Raw genomic sequence first — 17,637 nt, 5'->3', positions numbered from 1 at the left:
GAGGGACGGAACCCACATGTCCATCCGCGTGATGCTCGTCGACGACCAGGTGCTCCTGCGCACCGGCTTCCGCATGGTGCTCGCCGCCCAGCCGGACATGGAGGTCGTCGCGGAGGCCGGGGACGGCGCGGAGGCGATCGAGAACCTGCGGTCGACCGCGGTCGACGTCGTGCTGATGGACGTCCGCATGCCGAGGCTCGACGGGGTGGAGGCGACGCGGCGCATCTGCGCGGAGCCGAACGCCCCCAAGGTGCTGATCCTCACCACCTTCGACCTCGACGAGTACGCCTTCTCTGGTCTGAAGGCCGGCGCCAGCGGCTTCATGCTCAAGGACGTGCCGCCCGGCGAACTGCTCGGCGCCATCCGCTCCGTGCACAGCGGTGACGCGGTCGTGGCGCCGTCCACCACGCGGCGGCTGCTGGACCGTTTCTCGCCGATGCTGCCGAGCGCCGGCCCGGAACCGCGGCAGAAGGAGCTGGCCCGGCTGACGGAGCGGGAGCGCGAAGTGATGATGCTCGTCGCCCAGGGCCTGTCCAACGGGGAGATCGCCGGCCGCCTGGTGCTCTCGGAGGCCACCGTCAAGACACACGTCGGCCGCATCCTGACCAAGCTCGGCCTCCGTGACCGCGTCCAGGTGGTGGTGCTGGCCTACGAGACCGGACTGGTCCGGGCCGGCGGCGGGGCCGGCTGACCGGCCCGCCGCCGGCACCGCGGTCAGCGCAGCACCGTCTCGAGGAAGTCGCTCCCGAGCCGGGCCACGGCCGTGACGTCCAGCTGGTGGAGCACGTAACGGCCACGCCTGCGGGTCGAGACGAGCTTGGCCTTCTTCAGCACGGCCAGGTGGCGGGAGACCTCCGGCGCGCTGATGCCGAGGGAGTCCGCGAGCTCGCTGGTCGTGTACGCGGCCCGGCCCAGGTTGCGGGACAGCCGCATCCGCATCGGGTGGGCGAGGGCGTCCATGCGCAGCTTCAGCAGTTCCACGGAGGCGGCGCCCGGCAGCTCGGGCGCCCCGATCGGGTACTGGATCACCGGCTGCCAGCCCGGTGCGTGCACCACCATCAGATGGGGCCAGCCGAAACTGGACGGCAGCAGGGTGAGCCCGGCGCCGAACGCCGGGTCGGTGGCGGTGGTCCGCCCGTCCGCGAGCTTGTCGGCACTGATCACGGTGCCGCCCTCGTCGAGCGACAGCGCGGGGGAGACGGCGCGCAGCGCCTCCCCGAGGCCCTTGCGGCGCATCAGCTCGGTCTTGTGGCGGGCGTCGGCGGCGAGCTGGGTCGAGACGCGTCCCCAGGTGTCCGCGAAGAAGGCGTCCTCGCAGTCTTCGAAGAGCCGTCGCAGCCATGCGCGTACGGACGCCGGGTCGGCCAGCAGCCGCCGGGTGAAGTCCAGTTGGCGGGGTCCGCGGTTGGCCGCCAGATCGAGCGCGTGCGCGCGCCGTGCGGCGTCGACGAGCGGGGACGGGGCGCCGGTCGAATACGTGCTGGCGCAGGTGAACTCGAGCGCCGACGACACGAACCGCTCGTCGTCGAGCCGGTCGAGCAGGTCCAGCTCCTCCTTGAGGCTCGCGCCGATGCGGCCCGGGTCCGCAGGCAGCCCGGCGAAGGGCATGAAGATGTCCGAGAACGTCGAACGCCACAGGAAGTCGGCCTCGTGCAGCCGGTCGGCGAGGTCCGGCTTGAGCCCGGCGGCGGTCGCCGTGGCCCAGCCGTGCAGCCCGGGGTGGTGCCCGGGCTCGGAGAGCGCGTGGAGGGCCACGCCCAGCTCGGCGAGGGGGGAGATGTCGAAGACGATGCGCTCGGGGGCCAGCCCCGTGATGTCGATGGTCACGCTCACGACTCCATGGTGCGGGCTCGCGGGGCGGGCGCCCCCACGTTTGACGTGGCTCGTCAATCGACGCGACGCGCGCCGGACGGCGGGAGCAGCGTGAAGCCATGAACGCGATCCAGCAGCACATGCTCGACCTGTACGTGGCCGCACGGACCGACACCGCCCCGCCGCCCCGCCCCGGCGACCACGACCTTCGGGTGCTCCGCGAGGCACCCGTCCACCGCCGCGTGCTCGCGGTATTCGCGGGCCGCCGGACCGGCGACCCGGCGGCCGGCGCCGGCCGGGCCTCGTGCTGACGATGTCCGCGGGCCTCGTGCGCCGGACGGCCCGTCACGCGCAGGCGGGTGCGGGCGGTGGGAGGCGGCGGAGGAATTGCGAGACCGCCTCCGCCACGTCCTGCGGCGTCCACTCGAGGCCCTCCGACGCGACCGTCACCTCGGTGACAGAGACGCCCGGCGGGCAGCCGTCGGAGAACCAGCGGCGGAAGAGCGTCACGCCCGTCTCCTCCGACTGACGCAGCGCCGCCTCGTTCAGCGCGTCCTTGCCGTACGGCAGCCAGACCTGGAACTGGTGCGTGTGCGGCACGGGCGGATGGATCCGCGACCAGGGGACGGCCGGCCCGCGCAGCGCGTCCGTGAGCGCCGCGGCGACGACCTTCGCGTGGGCCACGTACGACGGCAGCCGGGGCAGCTCCCGTTCGAGGCCGAGCAGTGCCGACAACGCGGCCGGGTACTGCTGGAACAGCTGGCCCCCGTACCGGTGCCGCCAGGCCCGCGCCTCTTCGATCAGCGGCTCCGGCCCGGCGAGCACCGCCCCCGACATGCCGTCCAGGGACTTGTAGAACGACACGTACACGCTGTCCGCCAGGGACGCGATCTCGTCCAGCGGGCGGCCGAAGTGCGGGGCGCACTCCCACAGACGCGCGCCGTCGAAGTGCACCACCGCATCACGTTCCCGCGCCGCCTCCACCACGGCCACCAGCTCGTCCCAGGTGGGCAGCACGAAGCCCGCGTCCCGCAGCGGCAGTTCGAGCATCAGCGCGCCGAAGGGCTCGTCGCACTCGCGCACCTCGTCGGCCGTCGGCAGCCGGGGCTCCGTCGTCGGGTGGACCGTGCGCAGACCGCTCACCACGGAGAAGGCGGAGCGTTCGTGCACCTCCGGATGCGCCTGGGGATGCAGCGCGACCGTCGCGTCACCGGTGCGCGTCGCCCAGCAGCGCAGCGCCACCTGCTGCGCCATCGTGCCCGTCGGGAAGAACGCCGCGGCCGGGAAACCGAGCAGCGAGGCCGTACGCCGCTCCAGCTCCGCCACGACCCCGTTCCCGTAGACGTCGGTCCAGTCGTCCAGGTCGTGCACCTCGCCGGCGGCCTCGGCGAGCGCCGCCAGGCGCTCCCCGATCCGCCGGTCGGCGGAGCCACGCGACAGCACGCGGTCCGAGGCGCGCCACGCGGCGAGGCGGCGCCGCCGCTCCTGCTGCTCGTCCGGCCGGTCCGTCTCACCCGGCCCGTCCGGCCCCCGCTGCCCGTCCGGGTCGTCCCGCCCGGTCCGGTGGTCCCGGTCGTCCGGCTCCGCCTGCTTGCCGTACTCGTTCGTTCCGTTCGTGTCCGTCACGGTCCGATCATCGCCCACAGCCTGTGGACAACTGCGGGGGTGCCCGAAACGCTGGCGTAGCATCGTGGTCGAGAAATCGTCCGGTACCCGTGCGGACTGGAACGGAAGGCACCGCCGCGTGAATGCCACAGCACCACAGGAACCGCTCGACCCGCGGGACCGCCCCGCCCGACTGACCGTCGGCGTGGTCGGAGCCGGCCGGGTAGGGCCCGCGCTCGCCGCGTCCCTGCAGCTCGCCGGTCACCGGCCGGTCGCCGCGTCGGGAGTCTCCGACGCCTCCGTCCGACGGGCCGCCGCCATGCTCCCCGACGTGCCGCTGGTGCCGCCCGCGGACGTGCTGGCCCGCGCGGAGCTGGTGCTGCTGACCGTCCCCGACGACGCGCTCCCCGGTCTGGTGGAGGGCCTCGTCGAGACCGGCGCCGTACGGCCGGGGCAGCTGCTCGTGCACACCTCCGGCCGGTACGGCACCAAGGTGCTCGAGCCCGCCCTGCGGGCCGGCGCGCTGCCGTTGGCCCTGCACCCCGCGATGACCTTCACCGGCACGCCGGTCGACGTCCAGCGGCTGGCCGGCTGCTCGTTCGGCGTGACCGCGCCCGAGGAGCTGCGGCTGGCCGCGGAGGCGCTGGTCATCGAGATGGGCGGCGAGCCCGAGTGGATCGAGGAGCAGAACCGCCCGCTCTACCACGCGGCCCTCGCGCTCGGTGCGAACCACCTCGTGACGCTCGTGGCCCAGTCGATGGAGCTGCTGCGCACCGCGGGCGTCGGCGCCCCCGACCGGATGCTCGGCCCGCTCCTCGGCGCCGCCCTGGACAACGCCCTGCGTTCCGGTGACGCCGCCCTGACCGGGCCGGTCGCCAGAGGCGACGCCGGTACCGTCGCCGCGCACGTCGAGGAGCTGCGCAAGCACGCTCCCGCCGCCGTCGCCGGCTATCTGGCGATGGCCCGCACCACCGCCGACCGCGCCCTCGCGCACGGCATGCTCAAGCCGGAGCTCGCGGAAGACCTGCTGGGCGTGCTGGCCGAGGGGGACCTGCGATGAGCCGCGCCTTCGAACTCGTACCGACCAGGGAGGACCTGCGGTACGTGGTGGAGCACCATGCCGTCCCCGGCCGCACGGCCGTCGTGATGACCATGGGCGCCCTCCACCGGGGACACGCGTCCCTGATCCGGACGGCGAGGGAGCGCGTCGGCCCCAAGGGCTTCGTCATCGTCACCGTCTTCGTCAACCCCCTCCAGTTCGGCGCGGGCGAGGACCTCGACCGCTACCCGCGCACCCTCGACGCCGACCTCCGGACGGCCGAGGAGGCGGGCGCGGACGTGGTGTTCGCCCCGTCCGTCGACGAGGTCTACCCGGGCGGGCAGCCGCAGGTCCGCATCACGGCCGGCCCCATGGGGGAGCGGCTCGAGGGCCGGACCCGCCCCGGCCACTTCGACGGCATGCTCACCGTCGTGGCCAAGCTGCTGCATCTCACCGGCCCCGACGTGGCGTTGTTCGGGCAGAAGGACGCCCAGCAGCTGGCCCTGATCCGCCGGATGGTGCGCGACCTCAACTTCCCGGTCGAGATCGTCGGCGTGCCCACCGTCCGCGAGGACGACGGCCTCGCGCTGTCCAGCCGCAACCGCTACCTGTCCGCGGGCGAGCGACGGACCGCCCTCGCCCTGTCCCGCGCCCTGTTCGCGGCGGCGGACCGGCTCGCCGCCCAACAGGCCCTGCACGCCAGGGCCGAAGTGGTGCCGGCCGCGCCCGCACGGGCCGCCGCGCTCTCCAAACTCGGCGAGGCCCGCGCGGCGGCGGACGCGCACGCGGTGGCCCAGGCGTGGCCGCCCATCGGCGCCGACGCCGTCAGGGCAGCGGCCCGTACCGTCCTGGACGAGGCGGCGAAGGCGAAACCGCCGCTGGTGCTGGACTACGTGGCCCTGGTCGACCCGGCGACCTTCGAGGAGGTGCCCGACGACCACAGGGGCGAGGCGGTCCTCGCCGTCGCGGCCAAGGTCGGCTCGACCCGCCTCATCGACAACATCCCCCTGGACTTCGGGACCGCGCATCCCGGGACCGCCCTGACCGACGGAGCCGCCACGTGACCGGAATACGGCTTACCGCCCCCGCCCCGGGCTGGGCCATCGACGCGGACGTCGTCGTGGTCGGCTCGGGTGTCGCCGGGCTCACGGCGGCACTGCGCTGCGCCGCGGCCGGCCTGGACACGGTCGTCGTCACCAAGGCCCGTCTCGACGACGGGTCCACCCGCTGGGCGCAGGGCGGCATCGCCGCGGCGCTCGGCGACGGCGACACGCCGGAACAGCACCTCGAGGACACCCTCGTCGCGGGCGCCGGCCTGTGCGACGAGACGGCGGTACGGGCCCTCGTCACCGAGGGGCCCGACGCGGTGCGGCGGCTGATCGCCACCGGCGCGCACTTCGACACCGACCCGGCGTCCGGCGAGATCGAGCTGACCCGTGAGGGCGGCCACCACCGGCGCCGTATTGCCCACGCCGGCGGCGACGCGACCGGCGCCGAGATCTCCCGCGCCCTGGTCGACGCGGTCCGCGACCAGGGGCTGCGGACCATCGAGAACGCCCTGGTGCTCGACCTGCTCACCGACGCGGACGGCCGGACGGCGGGCATCACGCTGCACGTCATGGGCGAGGGCCAGCACGACGGCGTGGGCGCGGTCCACGCCCCCACGGTCGTGCTCGCCACCGGCGGCATGGGCCAGGTCTTCTCCGCGACGACCAACCCCGCCGTCTCCACCGGCGACGGCGTGGCGCTCGCGCTGCGCGCCGGCGCGGAGGTCTCGGACATCGAGTTCGTGCAGTTCCACCCGACGGTGCTGTTCCTCGGCCGCGACAGCGAGGGCCAGCAGCCGCTGGTCTCGGAGGCGGTACGCGGCGAGGGCGCCCACCTGGTCGACGCGGACGGCGTCCGCTTCATGGTCGGACAGCACGAACTGGCCGAGCTCGCCCCGCGCGACATCGTCGCCAAGGGCATCATGCGCCGCATGCAGGAGCAGGGCGCCGACCACATGCTCCTGGACGCCCGCCACTTCGGCGCCGAGATGTGGGAGCAGCGCTTCCCCACGATCCTCGCCGCCTGCCGGTCCCACGGCTTCGACCCGGTGACCGAGCCGATCCCGGTCGCCCCGGCCGCCCACTACGCGTCCGGCGGCGTACGCACCGACCTTCAGGGCCGCACCACCGTCCCCGGTCTGTACGCCTGCGGCGAGGTCGCCTGCACCGGCGTCCACGGCGCCAACCGGCTCGCGTCCAACTCGCTGCTCGAAGGGCTGGTCTTCGCGGAGCGCATCGCCGCCGACATCGCCGCCAGGCGGCCCTGGCCGGCCGTCCCGCCCGCCGCGCCCCGTGAGCCGTCCCTGCTGCCGCTCATCGCCCCTGAGGAGCGCGCGGAGATCCAGCGGATCATGTCCCACGGCGCGGGCGTGCTGCGCTCGGCGGCGTCGCTCGCCGCGGCTGCCGCCGCGCTGGAGTCGGTCCATGTGACCGCCGTGCAGGAGCGTGAAGGTTCCGGAAAGACCGCGGAGCCGGGCGTCGAGTCGTGGGAGACCTCGAACCTCCTGTGCGTCGCCCGCGTGCTGACCGCGGCGGCCCTGGAGCGCGAGGAGACCCGCGGCTGCCACTGGCGCGAGGACCGTCCCGAGCGCGACGACGCCGAGTGGCGCCGCCATCTCGTCGTACGGCTCGCGCCGGACCGCCGGCTCGTCGTCCGGCACACCGACGGGACCGCCTTCCCGTCCACCGATACCTTGTCCGTCCCCGACGCACCCAGGGAGCCGTAACCGTGAGCACGCCCGATGAACGCCCGAGCCCCGTGGACGTACCGCTGATCCAGATCGGCGCCCCGGCCGGCGGCGGCTGCGGGGACGACTGCGGCTGCGCCGACGAGGTGTACGAGTGCGGTCTGGACCCGGCGCTCGCCACGCTCCTCGCCGAGGCCGGGCTCGACCCCGTCCAGGTTGAGGACATCGCGCACCTGGCCATCGAGGAGGACCTGGACGGCGGCGTCGACGTGACGAGCGTCGCGACCGTCCCCCAGGACGCCGTCGCCACCGGCGACTTCACCGCCCGTGAGGCGGGCACGGTCGCCGGTCTGCGGGTCGCGGAGGCGATCCTGTCGATCGTCTGCACCACCGAGTTCGAGGTGGAACGGCACGTCGAGGACGGCGACCGCGTCGAGGCGGGCCAGAAGCTCCTCTCCGTCACCGCCGGCACCCGTGACCTGCTGACCGGCGAGCGCAGCGCGCTCAACATCCTGTGCCGGCTCTCCGGCATCGCCACGGCCACCCGCGCCTGGGCGGATGCCCTCGAGGGCACCGGGGCGAAGGTCCGCGACACCCGCAAGACCACGGCCGGCCTGCGGGCCCTGGAGAAGTACGCGGTGCGCTGCGGCGGCGGCGTCAACCACCGTATGTCGCTGTCCGACGCCGCGCTGGTCAAGGACAACCACGTGGTGGCGGCCGGTGGCGTCGCGGCGGCCTTCAAGGCCGTGCGGGACCGCTTCCCCGACCTGCCGATCGAGGTCGAGGTGGACACCCTCGACCAGGTCCGCGAGGTCCTGGACGCGGGCGCCGACCTGATCCTGCTCGACAACTTCGGCCCGGCGGAGACGGCGGAGGCCGTCACGCTCGTCGCGGGCCGCGCGGTCCTGGAGTCCTCCGGCCGGCTCTCGCTCGACAACGCCCGCGCGTACGCCGAGACGGGCGTCGACTACCTCGCGGTGGGCGCTCTCACGCACTCCTCGCCGATCCTCGACATCGGCCTCGACCTCCGCGAGGTCGAGAGCTGATGCTGCTCACCATCGACGTCGGCAACACCCACACCGTCCTGGGCCTGTTCGACGGCGAGGAGATCGTCGAGCACTGGCGCATCTCCACCGACTCACGGCGCACCGCCGACGAGCTCGCCGTCCTGCTGCAGGGCCTGATGGGCATGCACCCGCTGCTCGGCGACGAACTCGGCGACGGCATCGAGGGCATCGCGATCTGCTCCACGGTCCCCTCCGTGCTGCACGAGCTCCGTGAGGTGACGCGCCGCTACTACGGCGACGTCCCGGCGGTCCTGGTGGAGCCCGGCATCAAGACCGGCGTGCCGATCCTGATGGACAACCCGAAGGAGGTCGGCGCGGACCGCATCATCAACGCGGTCGCCGCCGTGGACCTCTACGGCGGCCCGGCGATCGTCGTCGACTTCGGCACGGCGACGACGTTCGACGCGGTCAGCGCGCGGGGCGAGTACACCGGCGGCGTGATCGCCCCCGGCATCGAGATCTCCGTCGAGGCGCTCGGCGTGAAGGGCGCGCAGCTGCGCAAGATCGAGCTGGCCCGCCCGCGGAGCGTGATCGGCAAGAACACCGTGGAGGCCATGCAGTCCGGCATCGTCTACGGCTTCGCGGGCCAGGTGGACGGCGTCGTCCAGCGCATGAAGCGCGAACTGGCGGAGGACCCGGACGACGTGACGGTGATCGCGACGGGCGGTCTGGCCCCGATGGTCCTCGGCGAGGCGACGGCGATCGACGAGCACGAGCCGTGGCTGACCCTGATCGGGCTCCGCCTGGTCTACGAACGCAACGTCTCCCGCATGTGACCCCAGGGGCGCCGGCTTCCCGGCGCCCCGGCCGGGGCGCCGGGAAGCCCTGCCCGCGGGTGGCGGGAAGTCCTGCTGGTCGGTGCTGCCGTGTCGGGGCCGGAGGCCTGCCCGTCGGGGCCACGGAGGCCGGAAGCCCCGGTTGGGCGGGCCCGAAGCGCTGCCGCTCGGGCAAGCCTGCCCGCCGGCGCTGGAAGCCCTTGCCGGGCGGGGCCGGAGCCCTGCCCGCCGGCAGGCAAGCCTTGCCTGCTGGCGCTGGATGACCTTGCCGGGCGGGGCCGGAGCGCTGCCGCCCGCGCAAGCCTGCCGCCGGGCAAGCCTGCGCGTCGGCGTTGCGAAGACCCGGCTGGGCGGGGCCGGGGCCCTGCACAGCCGGCCCCGAAGCGCTGCACCCCGTCGGAAGCCGGGCCGACCCGGGTGTCGGCGGCCGGGCCGCCCCGCGCGGGAAGCCCAGCGCCTGGTCGTGCCGGACGTGGATGCGGCCGGCGTCGGCCGGGGCGGGCGTCTGCTCGAACCCGGACCGGAGCCGGGGTCGGCATCACCCGCCGCGGCGCGCCCATATTTGGGCGTTAAGAGGATTTTGTCCATTTAGCACGTATGGTCCGGGGCATGCCCACGCCATACGGATCCCGTGGCGGCATGGCGTTCGGTGCGGACGAGCTGCGTGTGCTCCGACGCGCCCTCGCCGTCGCCCTTCACCCCGTCCCCTTGGCCGACGACGACGTCCGGGAATGTCTGCGCCTGGCCGACTCCGTCGACGAGGCGGTCCGCGAGGCAGGCCGGCTGCGTGCGTTCCTCGTCGCCGACCTCGCCCGCTACCGCGACGCCCTGCCCGGCACGGCCACCAGCTACCTGGAGCGCCTCCAGGACGCCCTCGCCGCCGGTTACGACCCCCGTCCGGACGATCTGGCGGCCCTGCGCGCCCTACGCGGCAATCCGGCCGCCGCGGCCGTGCTGCGGCGCTGTCAGGGCCTGGCGGAGCAGTCGGTGCGCGAGCGGCTCGCCGGCCGCGTCGTCCACGTCCCTGCGCCCGCCCAGGCGCCCCGGCGCGCCCGTCTCCTCGCGCTCCCCGGCGGCCGCGCCGCCGACGCGCCGAAGCCCAAACCGCAACCACAGCCACAACCGCAGCCGAAGCCGCCCGCGCCGGACGAACGCCCCGTGCCCAAGCCCTCCGAGGTGTTCCCGCCGCGCCGTAAGCCCGTCCCCCCGCCGGAGCAGTGGGCCGTCGGCTAGTTACCCTGGACGGCATGGACTACGTTTCCGCGCTTGTGCCTCCCGTGGTGATGGCCGTGTTCTTCATCGGCCTGGTCGTGACGATCGTCAAGAGCCAGGGCGGTCCGAACAAGACCAAGGAGGACGCCGCCGTGGACGCGGCGCTGGCCCGGGCGGAGTCCGGTCCCCAGGCAGGAAGCGACAACTGAGGGCCGTCCCGACGGCAGAGGACGTACACGAGGACGCACGGTGGAATTCCCACCGTGCGTCCTTTTTGTCACGTCGAAGGGCGGTTGATCCGGGATCTCCCACTATGGTGGTGGTGTGCCCCGTCAATTGGGAGAGCTCGAAGACGCCGTCATGACACGGATCTGGCAATGGAACCGGCCGGTGACGGTCAGGGAAGTCCTGGAAGACCTCCAGAAGGAACGGTCCATCGCCTACACCACCGTCATGACGGTAATGGACAATCTCCATCAGAAGGGCTGGGTCCGCCGGGAAGTCGAGGGCCGGGCCTATCGATATAGAGCGGTCTCCACCCGCGCCGCCTACGCGGCCGCACTGATGAACGAAGCCTGGTCCAAGAGCGACAACCCCGCGGCGGCACTTGTCGCCTTCTTCGGCATGATGTCCCCCGAGCAGCGCGAGTCGCTGCAAGCGGCAGTGCGTCTCGTTCAGGGCAACGAGGCCGCCGAGGACCCCGGAGCCGCGGAGCGATAGCGTCGGTCCATGCCTTATGCCGCAGCAAATGCCTTCACCGTCCGGCGGGCGAGGACCGGCGATGTGCCGGACGTGCGCCGCCTCGTGGACCCCTACGTCGGTGAAGGCATCCTGCTCGACAAAGCGACGGTGACCCTTTACGAAGCCATCCAGGAGTTCTGGGTCGCCGAACGCGACGAGGACGGCCTGGTGGTCGGCTGCGGCGCCCTGCACGTCATGTGGGAGGACCTCGCGGAAGTGCGCACTCTCGCCGTCGACCCGGCCTTCAAGGGTCACGGCATCGGACACCAGGTTCTCGAGAAGCTGGTGGCCACCGCGCGCAGGCTGGGAGTGCGCAGAGTTTTCTGCCTCACCTTCGAAGTCGACTTCTTCGGTAAGCACGGCTTCGTCGAGATCGGGGAGACTCAGACGCCCGTCGACACCGATGTCTACGCCGAGCTCCTGCGTTCCTATGACGAGGGTGTCGCCGAGTTCCTCGGTCTCGAACGAGTGAAGCCGAACACCTTGGGCAACAGCCGGATGCTTCTGCACCTGTGATCGCCACAAGAGCCCGGATCCCTATGTCCGAATCGCGCACGTTTCCCGTGTTCTCGCGGTTCTGAACCTCTGTCAAGGGTTTGTGTTTTCCAGGGAAAAGCGGTTTCCTTTCCGCGTACTGCATTTTCGATGAAAGGAAATCCCGGTGGCACAGAAGGTTCAGGTCCTTCTTGTCGACGACCTCGACGGCGGCGAGGCGGACGAGACGGTGACGTTCGCACTGGACGGCAAGACCTACGAGATCGACCTCACCACCGCCAATGCGGACAAGCTCCGGGGTCTGCTCGAGCCGTACACGAAGAACGGCCGGCGTACCGGTGGCCGTGCGGCGACCGGCCGCGGCAAGGGTCGCGCGACGACCGGCGGCAACAAGGACACCGCCGAGATTCGTGCCTGGGCGAAGGCGAACGGCTTCGAGGTCAACGACCGCGGCCGTGTCCCCGCGACGGTTCGCGAGGCTTACGAGAAGGCCAACGGCTGACTCGTCGCCCGTCGCGTATTCGCACGCGCCGTACGCGTCAGCCGGGCGCGGTGGCACTCGGTGGCCGCCGTCTCCACCAGCCGTACGAGATCGGGGGCATCCCCACTGCCCCCGAGGCCGGCGAGAGCGGGCAGCTGTGCCTCGCGCCCCGGCGCGGGGGGCCGCAGCCACATGGCGGCCGGACGGGTGCCAGGACGCCCGGGCGGCGGCGGGGCGGTCATCGCTCCGCCCGCGCCGAGGGCCGTCATGTCGAGATCGACACCGCCCCATTCCAGCCAGTCGAGCAGTCCCGGCAGCTCCTCCGCGCTTCCCGGAGCGACCAGCAGTCGCATCCTCCGGCCCATGAGGGCGACCGGGCCGGTGCGGGCGATCCGGCGAAGCACCGCCGCTCCGGCGTCCGCGGGCAGGTCGAGCACGTCGAACCGCACCCCCGTCGTGAGCCGCACCGGCCGGCCGTCCGTCGCCGCCCAGCCGAGCTCGCTGCGGTACCACTGCGCGGCGCCGCCGTCGAAGGGGGCGCGGGGGGACGGCACGGTGAAGGGCATGTTCCGCAAACTCCGCACCCACCGCGATGGTTACGCAACGTGTCTCGTCCATCGCCCAGCGTCGCCGGATCGGGGGCGCGTAAGCGCGCGGAACGGCGCAAGGTTGTTCGCCCGTAGCTGAGGGACGGGGTGCACGCGGCATGGACTGTCGGTGGCTGAGGGTAAGACAGTCCTAGTGGGGAGGGGCGACACGCTCGCAGGTCAGTCTCACGTTCGCCATCGGCGTAGTGGCGGTGGGGGTAACTGCCTGGCCTGCGGGAACATCGTCTCGCACCATCGGGTTGGAGCAGTTGTCGGCGTTCAGGGGTCAGGAGGCCACAGACGGGTGTCGGCAGTTGGAATGAGCGGTCCCCGCTTGCGGGACTAAGCTGCGGAAGGACAGGGAGGGGACCGACCCCTTACTGCCTGACCGCTCTGAGGAGCGATTAACGATGTTCGAGAGGTTCACCGACCGCGCGCGGCGGGTTGTCGTCCTGGCTCAGGAAGAAGCCCGGATGCTCAACCACAACTACATCGGCACCGAGCACATCCTCCTGGGCCTTATCCACGAGGGTGAGGGTGTCGCCGCTAAGGCCCTGGAGAGCCTCGGGATTTCGCTCGAGGCGGTCCGCCAGCAGGTGGAGGAGATCATCGGCCAGGGCCAGCAGGCCCCGTCCGGTCACATCCCCTTCACGCCCCGTGCCAAGAAGGTCCTGGAGCTGTCGCTCCGCGAGGCTCTTCAGCTGGGCCACAACTACATCGGCCCCGAGCACATCCTGCTCGGCCTGATCCGCGAGGGCGAGGGCGTCGCCGCCCAGGTCCTCGTGAAGCTGGGCGCCGATCTCAACCGGGTGCGGCAGCAGGTCATCCAGCTGCTCTCCGGATACCAGGGCAAGGAGGCCGCCACGGCAGGCGGTCCGGCCGAGGGCACGCCTTCGACCTCCCTCGTCCTCGACCAGTTCGGCCGGAACCTCACCCAGGCCGCTCGTGAGTCCAAGCTCGACCCGGTCATCGGGCGCGAGAAGGAGATCGAGCGGGTCATGCAGGTGCTGTCCCGCCGCACCAAGAACAACCCGGTCCTCATCGGCGAGCCCGGCGTCGGCAAGACGGCGGTCGTCGAGGGGCTGGCGCAGGCCATCGTCAAGGGCGAGGTGCCCGAGACCCTCAAGGACAAGCACCTCTACACCCTGGACCTCGGCGCGCTGGTCGCCGGCTCCCGCTACCGCGGTGACTTCGAGGAGCGCCTGAAGAAGGTCCTCAAGGAGATCCGCACCCGCGGCGACATCATCCTGTTCATCGACGAGCTCCACACCCTGGTCGGTGCGGGCGCCGCCGAGGGCGCGATCGACGCCGCGAGCATCCTCAAGCCGATGCTGGCGCGAGGCGAGCTGCAGACCATCGGCGCCACCACGCTCGACGAGTACCGCAAGCACCTGGAGAAGGACGCAGCGCTCGAGCGCCGCTTCCAGCCCATCCAGGTCGCGGAGCCGTCGCTGCCGCACACCATCGAGATCCTCAAGGGTCTGCGCGACCGTTACGAGGCCCACCACAGGGTCTCCATCACGGACGAGGCGCTGGTCCAGGCCGCCACCCTGGCCGACCGGTACATCTCGGACCGCTTCCTGCCGGACAAGGCGATCGACCTGATCGACGAGGCCGGCTCCCGGATGCGCATCCGCCGGATGACCGCGCCGCCGGACCTGCGCGAGTTCGACGAGAAGATCGCCGGTGTCCGCCGCGACAAGGAGTCCGCGATCGACTCCCAGGACTTCGAGAAGGCAGCTTCGCTCCGCGACAAGGAGAAGCAGCTGCTGGCGGCGAAGGCCAAGCGGGAGAAGGAGTGGAAGGCCGGCGACATGGACGTCGTCGCGGAGGTCGACGGCGAGCTGATCGCCGAGGTCCTCGCGACCGCCACCGGCATCCCGGTCTTCAAGCTGACCGAGGAGGAGTCCTCGCGTCTGCTGCGCATGGAGGACGAGCTCCACAAGCGCGTCATCGGGCAGAAGGACGCCATCAAGGCCCTCTCGCAGGCCATCCGCCGTACGCGAGCCGGTCTGAAGGACCCGAAGCGCCCCGGTGGCTCGTTCATCTTCGCCGGCCCGTCCGGCGTCGGTAAGACCGAGCTCTCCAAGACGCTCGCCGAATTCCTCTTCGGCGACGAGGACGCGCTGATCTCCCTCGACATGTCGGAGTTCAGCGAGAAGCACACGGTCTCCCGTCTCTTCGGTTCGCCCCCCGGATACGTGGGCTACGAAGAGGGCGGCCAGCTCACCGAGAAGGTGCGCCGGAAGCCGTTCTCCGTCGTCCTCTTCGACGAGGTCGAGAAGGCCCACCCCGATATCTTCAATTCCCTTCTGCAGATCCTGGAGGACGGTCGTCTGACCGACTCCCAGGGCCGCGTCGTGGACTTCAAGAACACGGTCATCATCATGACGACCAACCTCGGGACCCGGGACATCTCCAAGGGCTTCAACCTGGGCTTCGCCGCCCAGGGCGACGTCAAGTCGAACTACGACCGGATGAAGGTCAAGGTCAACGAAGAGCTGAAGCAGCACTTCCGGCCCGAGTTCCTCAACCGTGTCGACGACACGGTGGTCTTCCACCAGCTGACCGAGGAAGACATCATCCAGATCGTCGACCTGATGATCGCCAAGGTGGACGAGCGTCTGAAGGACCGCGACATGGGCCTCGAGCTCAGCGCCACGGCCAAGTCGCTCCTCGCCAAGAAGGGCTACGACCCGGTCCTGGGCGCCCGGCCGCTGCGCCGGACGATCCAGCGCGAGATCGAGGACATCCTGTCGGAGAAGATCCTCTTCGGCGAGCTGCGCCCCGGTCACATCGTGGTCGTGGACACCGAGGGCGAGGGTGAGGAGAAGAAGTTCACCTTCCGCGGCGAGGAGAAGTCGGCTCTGCCCGACGTCCCGCCGATCGAGCAGGCGGCCGGTGGCACCGGTCCGAACCTGTCGAAGGACGCGTAACGGCCCTGCCGGCCGGCTGACGTGACGGGGCGGGCCCCGGACCCACAAGGTCCGGGGCCCGCCCCCTTCGCGTGCCGTGCCCTCTTCCTGTGACCTCCCTGCGCCGTCCCTGTGCCGACGGCCCTGGCGGGCTCAGCAGGAGGCGGGCTTGCGCCAGGAACATTCCAGGGAGGCCTCGGGCTCCGCGGTGCGAGCCCGCTGGGGCGACGCGGGCACGACGGTGCCCGCCGCGGTGTCGGAGGACGCCAGGGTGACGACGACCGCGTCCTCGATGCTCTTCACCGAGGAGGCGAGGTAGTTGTTGAGGACGACGCTGTAGACGAGCTCGCGTCCCGCGGCGTCGGTGACGTATCCCGACAGCGCGGAGGCGCCCGTCAGCGAGCCGGTCTTGCCCCGGGCGTTGAGCGCGGCCGGGGTGCCGCACATGCGGGAACGCAGGGTGCCCCCCACGGCGCGGTCGGGGGCGCAAGCCACCGGCAGGGACGCGTACCAGTCGGCGAACCAGGGGGCCTCGCGGACGGAGAGCAGCAGGGTCGCCAGTTCCGCCGCCGGGAACGCGTTCATCCGTGACAGCCCGGAGCCGTCCGCCTGGCGGAGCGTCGCGGTCCTGACGCCCTCCTTCTCCAGCTGGGCGCCGATCGCGTCGAGGCCCGCGTCCCAGGTGCCCTGCCCGGACGTCCGGTGCCCCATCTCCTTGGTGAGCGCTTCCGCGTGCATGTTGTTGGAGAGCTTCATGAACGGGTGCATCAGTTCACGGAGCGGCATGGAGCGGTGCGTGGCGAGCGGGCGCGCGCCGGCGGGGGTCGGGCGGCCCAGGCGGGGGGTGCCCGAGATCCGTACGCCGTGCTCGGCGAGCGCGTCGGCGAACACGTCGGCCGCGTAGCCGGTCGGTTCCCAGACCGCGATCCACTCCTTGGCGGCCGCCGCGCCCACCGGTACGGCCCCGCTGATCGTGAGCGTGTTCGTGCCGTGCTCACGGGAGACGGCCAGGGTGTCCGGCCGTCCCTGGTCGACGGTGGTGGCGCTGACGTCGAGGCGCACGTAGTCGGTGGGCGGCGTCAGCTTCACCCGGGGGCGGTCGCCCGGCCGGGCCCCCGGAGCGACCTCGACGACGACGGTGCCGGCGTCGTAGTCGGTGTCGGGCGCGAGGGTGAGCGCCGAGATCTGTGCGGAGTAGTAGGCGGACTCGTCGTCGGCCGCCCAGGACCGGCCGAGGCGCTGGTCGTCGAAGTGGGTGTCGTCGGCGACGAGGCGTCCGGTGACGCGCTTGATGCCGGACGCCGCGACGTCCGCCGCGAGGCGCCGGTAGTCGGCCGCGAGCAGTGTGGGATCGCCGCTGCCGCGCAGATACAGGTCGCCGGCGAGGGTGGCGCCCTCGCGACGGCCGGTGGTCAGTACGTCGGTGCTGAAGCGGTGGTCCGGGCCGAGGACGGCCATGGCGGCGGCGGACGTGGCGAGCTTGGTGTTGGAGGCGGGCATCAGACGGTCGCCGCTGTCGCGCTGGTAGAGGCGCTCGCCGGTGGCGGCGTCGGCGACCACGACGCTCACGGCCCCGCCGTCCATCCTGGGGTCCGCGAGGACCTTGTCGAGGGCCCCCTTCAGCCCTGTGTCGGACGGGCCGGCCCCGGCCGGTGAGCTCCAGCTGAGCGTGCAGGCGAGGCCGGCGGCGAGCGGCCAGATCCATGCGCGGCGCAGCGCGCGGTGACGGATACGAACCACGGGTCTACTCATGGCACAGGAGGATCCCGGAAGCGGATCCTTCCCGGAAGGACGCGCGGCGGGTCTTCCGGGCGGTCAAAGGGGCCGAATTCTGTGGCCCCGGTCACCGCCCACCCCTTTTTCCGGTGTGGTCCGGAGCACTTTCCGACGGCTGCTCCGCGTGGCCTGGCTCACGATTCCGGACCCTCTGAACGGGCCCCTCCGTGACAAGGCGCACAGGCGTTTTGGGTACTACTAGGTGGATTAGTGATCGGAATATCCGTTTTGCCCCTCACGGGGTGCCCGGCCGGCCCGGGACCTCCGGCCCTCTCGCCCGCAGGCCGGGCCCGGGAGGGGCGGTCCCGCCGCCCGGTGGCCAGGACGTGCGGTTGAACCGGTTGGTCCCGGGCATACGAGGGCTCATTTCCGGGCGGTGCGGTGCGGCAGGAGTGGG

At 72.0% G+C, this 17,637-nt stretch carries 17 protein-coding genes; 13 read left to right on the top strand and 4 right to left on the bottom strand.

The genetic code is table 11. The features are described 5' to 3' along the window. Positions 1 to 16 precede the first annotated feature (16 nt). On the top strand, positions 17 to 691 hold the full coding sequence (locus SPRI_RS16755; RefSeq protein WP_005314138.1) for a response regulator: 675 nt from the start codon (positions 17 to 19) through the stop codon (positions 689 to 691). Positions 692 to 714: 23 nt separating this feature from the next. Here SPRI_RS16755 and SPRI_RS16750 read toward each other — a convergent pair whose 3' ends face one another. Continuing rightward, positions 715 to 1,827 (bottom strand): DUF5937 family protein, encoded by a 1,113-nt coding sequence (locus SPRI_RS16750; protein WP_037776436.1) that lies wholly within the window; start codon positions 1,825 to 1,827, stop codon positions 715 to 717. 104 nt (positions 1,828 to 1,931) lie between these two features. Here SPRI_RS16750 and SPRI_RS16745 point away from each other — a divergent pair, with 104 nt between their 5' ends. Next, positions 1,932 to 2,123 (top strand): hypothetical protein, encoded by a 192-nt coding sequence (locus SPRI_RS16745; protein ID WP_037774069.1) that lies wholly within the window; start codon positions 1,932 to 1,934, stop codon positions 2,121 to 2,123. 34 nt (positions 2,124 to 2,157) lie between these two features. On the opposite strand, the gene SPRI_RS16740 is transcribed toward SPRI_RS16745, so the two are convergent. Continuing rightward, positions 2,158 to 3,438, bottom strand: coding sequence for a threonine aldolase family protein (locus SPRI_RS16740; RefSeq protein ID WP_238996228.1), 1,281 nt, complete (start codon positions 3,436 to 3,438; stop codon positions 2,158 to 2,160). A 118-nt stretch (positions 3,439 to 3,556) separates the two neighbouring features. Here SPRI_RS16740 and SPRI_RS16735 point away from each other — a divergent pair, with 118 nt between their 5' ends. The 10 genes from SPRI_RS16735 (at position 3,557) to SPRI_RS16695 (ending at position 11,983) form a co-directional block, all read left to right on the top strand. After that, positions 3,557 to 4,477 (top strand): Rossmann-like and DUF2520 domain-containing protein, encoded by a 921-nt coding sequence (locus SPRI_RS16735; protein WP_053557060.1) that lies wholly within the window; start codon positions 3,557 to 3,559, stop codon positions 4,475 to 4,477. Next, entirely contained in the window at positions 4,474 to 5,520 is a 1,047-nt protein-coding gene (panC, locus tag SPRI_RS16730) for a pantoate--beta-alanine ligase (protein ID WP_053557059.1), read from the top strand. The genes SPRI_RS16735 and panC overlap by 4 nt, the downstream gene beginning before the upstream one ends. Beyond that, complete coding sequence (locus tag SPRI_RS16725; RefSeq protein WP_053557058.1) at positions 5,517 to 7,229, top strand: L-aspartate oxidase; 1,713 nt, start codon at positions 5,517 to 5,519, stop codon at positions 7,227 to 7,229. The genes panC and SPRI_RS16725 overlap by 4 nt, the downstream gene beginning before the upstream one ends. A 2-nt stretch (positions 7,230 to 7,231) precedes the next feature. After that, the gene (gene nadC / locus SPRI_RS16720; RefSeq protein WP_005314127.1) at positions 7,232 to 8,236 is read left to right on the top strand and encodes a carboxylating nicotinate-nucleotide diphosphorylase; all 1,005 of its coding nucleotides are present in this window, start codon (positions 7,232 to 7,234) and stop codon (positions 8,234 to 8,236) included. Next, the gene (locus tag SPRI_RS16715; protein ID WP_005314126.1) at positions 8,236 to 9,033 is read left to right on the top strand and encodes a type III pantothenate kinase; all 798 of its coding nucleotides are present in this window, start codon (positions 8,236 to 8,238) and stop codon (positions 9,031 to 9,033) included. The genes nadC and SPRI_RS16715 overlap by 1 nt, the downstream gene beginning before the upstream one ends. Before the next feature lie 639 nt (positions 9,034 to 9,672). Further along, the gene (locus tag SPRI_RS16710; RefSeq protein WP_037774065.1) at positions 9,673 to 10,266 is read left to right on the top strand and encodes a hypothetical protein; all 594 of its coding nucleotides are present in this window, start codon (positions 9,673 to 9,675) and stop codon (positions 10,264 to 10,266) included. Between the two features lie 14 nt (positions 10,267 to 10,280). After that, positions 10,281 to 10,454, top strand: coding sequence for a hypothetical protein (locus SPRI_RS38860; protein WP_037774063.1), 174 nt, complete (start codon positions 10,281 to 10,283; stop codon positions 10,452 to 10,454). A 115-nt stretch (positions 10,455 to 10,569) separates the two neighbouring features. Further along, the gene (locus tag SPRI_RS16705) at positions 10,570 to 10,965 is read left to right on the top strand and encodes a BlaI/MecI/CopY family transcriptional regulator (protein WP_005314115.1); all 396 of its coding nucleotides are present in this window, start codon (positions 10,570 to 10,572) and stop codon (positions 10,963 to 10,965) included. Positions 10,966 to 10,974: 9 nt separating this feature from the next. Then, positions 10,975 to 11,502 carry an amino-acid N-acetyltransferase gene (locus tag SPRI_RS16700; protein ID WP_005314113.1) on the top strand — a complete coding sequence of 176 codons (528 nt, stop codon included), beginning with the start codon at positions 10,975 to 10,977 and terminating at the stop codon, positions 11,500 to 11,502. Between the two features lie 145 nt (positions 11,503 to 11,647). After that, positions 11,648 to 11,983 (top strand): histone-like nucleoid-structuring protein Lsr2, encoded by a 336-nt coding sequence (locus SPRI_RS16695; protein WP_005314111.1) that lies wholly within the window; start codon positions 11,648 to 11,650, stop codon positions 11,981 to 11,983. Here SPRI_RS16695 and SPRI_RS16690 read toward each other — a convergent pair. After that, on the bottom strand, positions 11,962 to 12,528 hold the full coding sequence (locus SPRI_RS16690) for an SCO3374 family protein (RefSeq protein WP_053557057.1): 567 nt from the start codon (positions 12,526 to 12,528) through the stop codon (positions 11,962 to 11,964). The genes SPRI_RS16695 and SPRI_RS16690 overlap by 22 nt on opposite strands. Positions 12,529 to 12,959: 431 nt before the next feature. Between SPRI_RS16690 and SPRI_RS16685 the strand changes: the two genes are divergently transcribed. After that, complete coding sequence (locus tag SPRI_RS16685; protein ID WP_053557056.1) at positions 12,960 to 15,485, top strand: ATP-dependent Clp protease ATP-binding subunit; 2,526 nt, start codon at positions 12,960 to 12,962, stop codon at positions 15,483 to 15,485. A 132-nt stretch (positions 15,486 to 15,617) separates the two neighbouring features. Here SPRI_RS16685 and dacB read toward each other — a convergent pair whose 3' ends face one another. Beyond that, positions 15,618 to 17,216: a D-alanyl-D-alanine carboxypeptidase/D-alanyl-D-alanine endopeptidase gene (gene dacB, locus SPRI_RS16680; protein WP_037774061.1), complete on the bottom strand. Its 1,599-nt coding sequence runs from the start codon at positions 17,214 to 17,216 to the stop codon at positions 15,618 to 15,620. Between the last annotated feature and the right edge of the window lie 421 nt (positions 17,217 to 17,637).

The organism is Streptomyces pristinaespiralis, assembly GCF_001278075.1.
Lineage (GTDB): Bacteria > Actinomycetota > Actinomycetes > Streptomycetales > Streptomycetaceae > Streptomyces > Streptomyces pristinaespiralis.
Note: the sequence above shows the minus strand (reverse complement) of the source record. Positions and strands in the feature narration are given on the sequence as shown.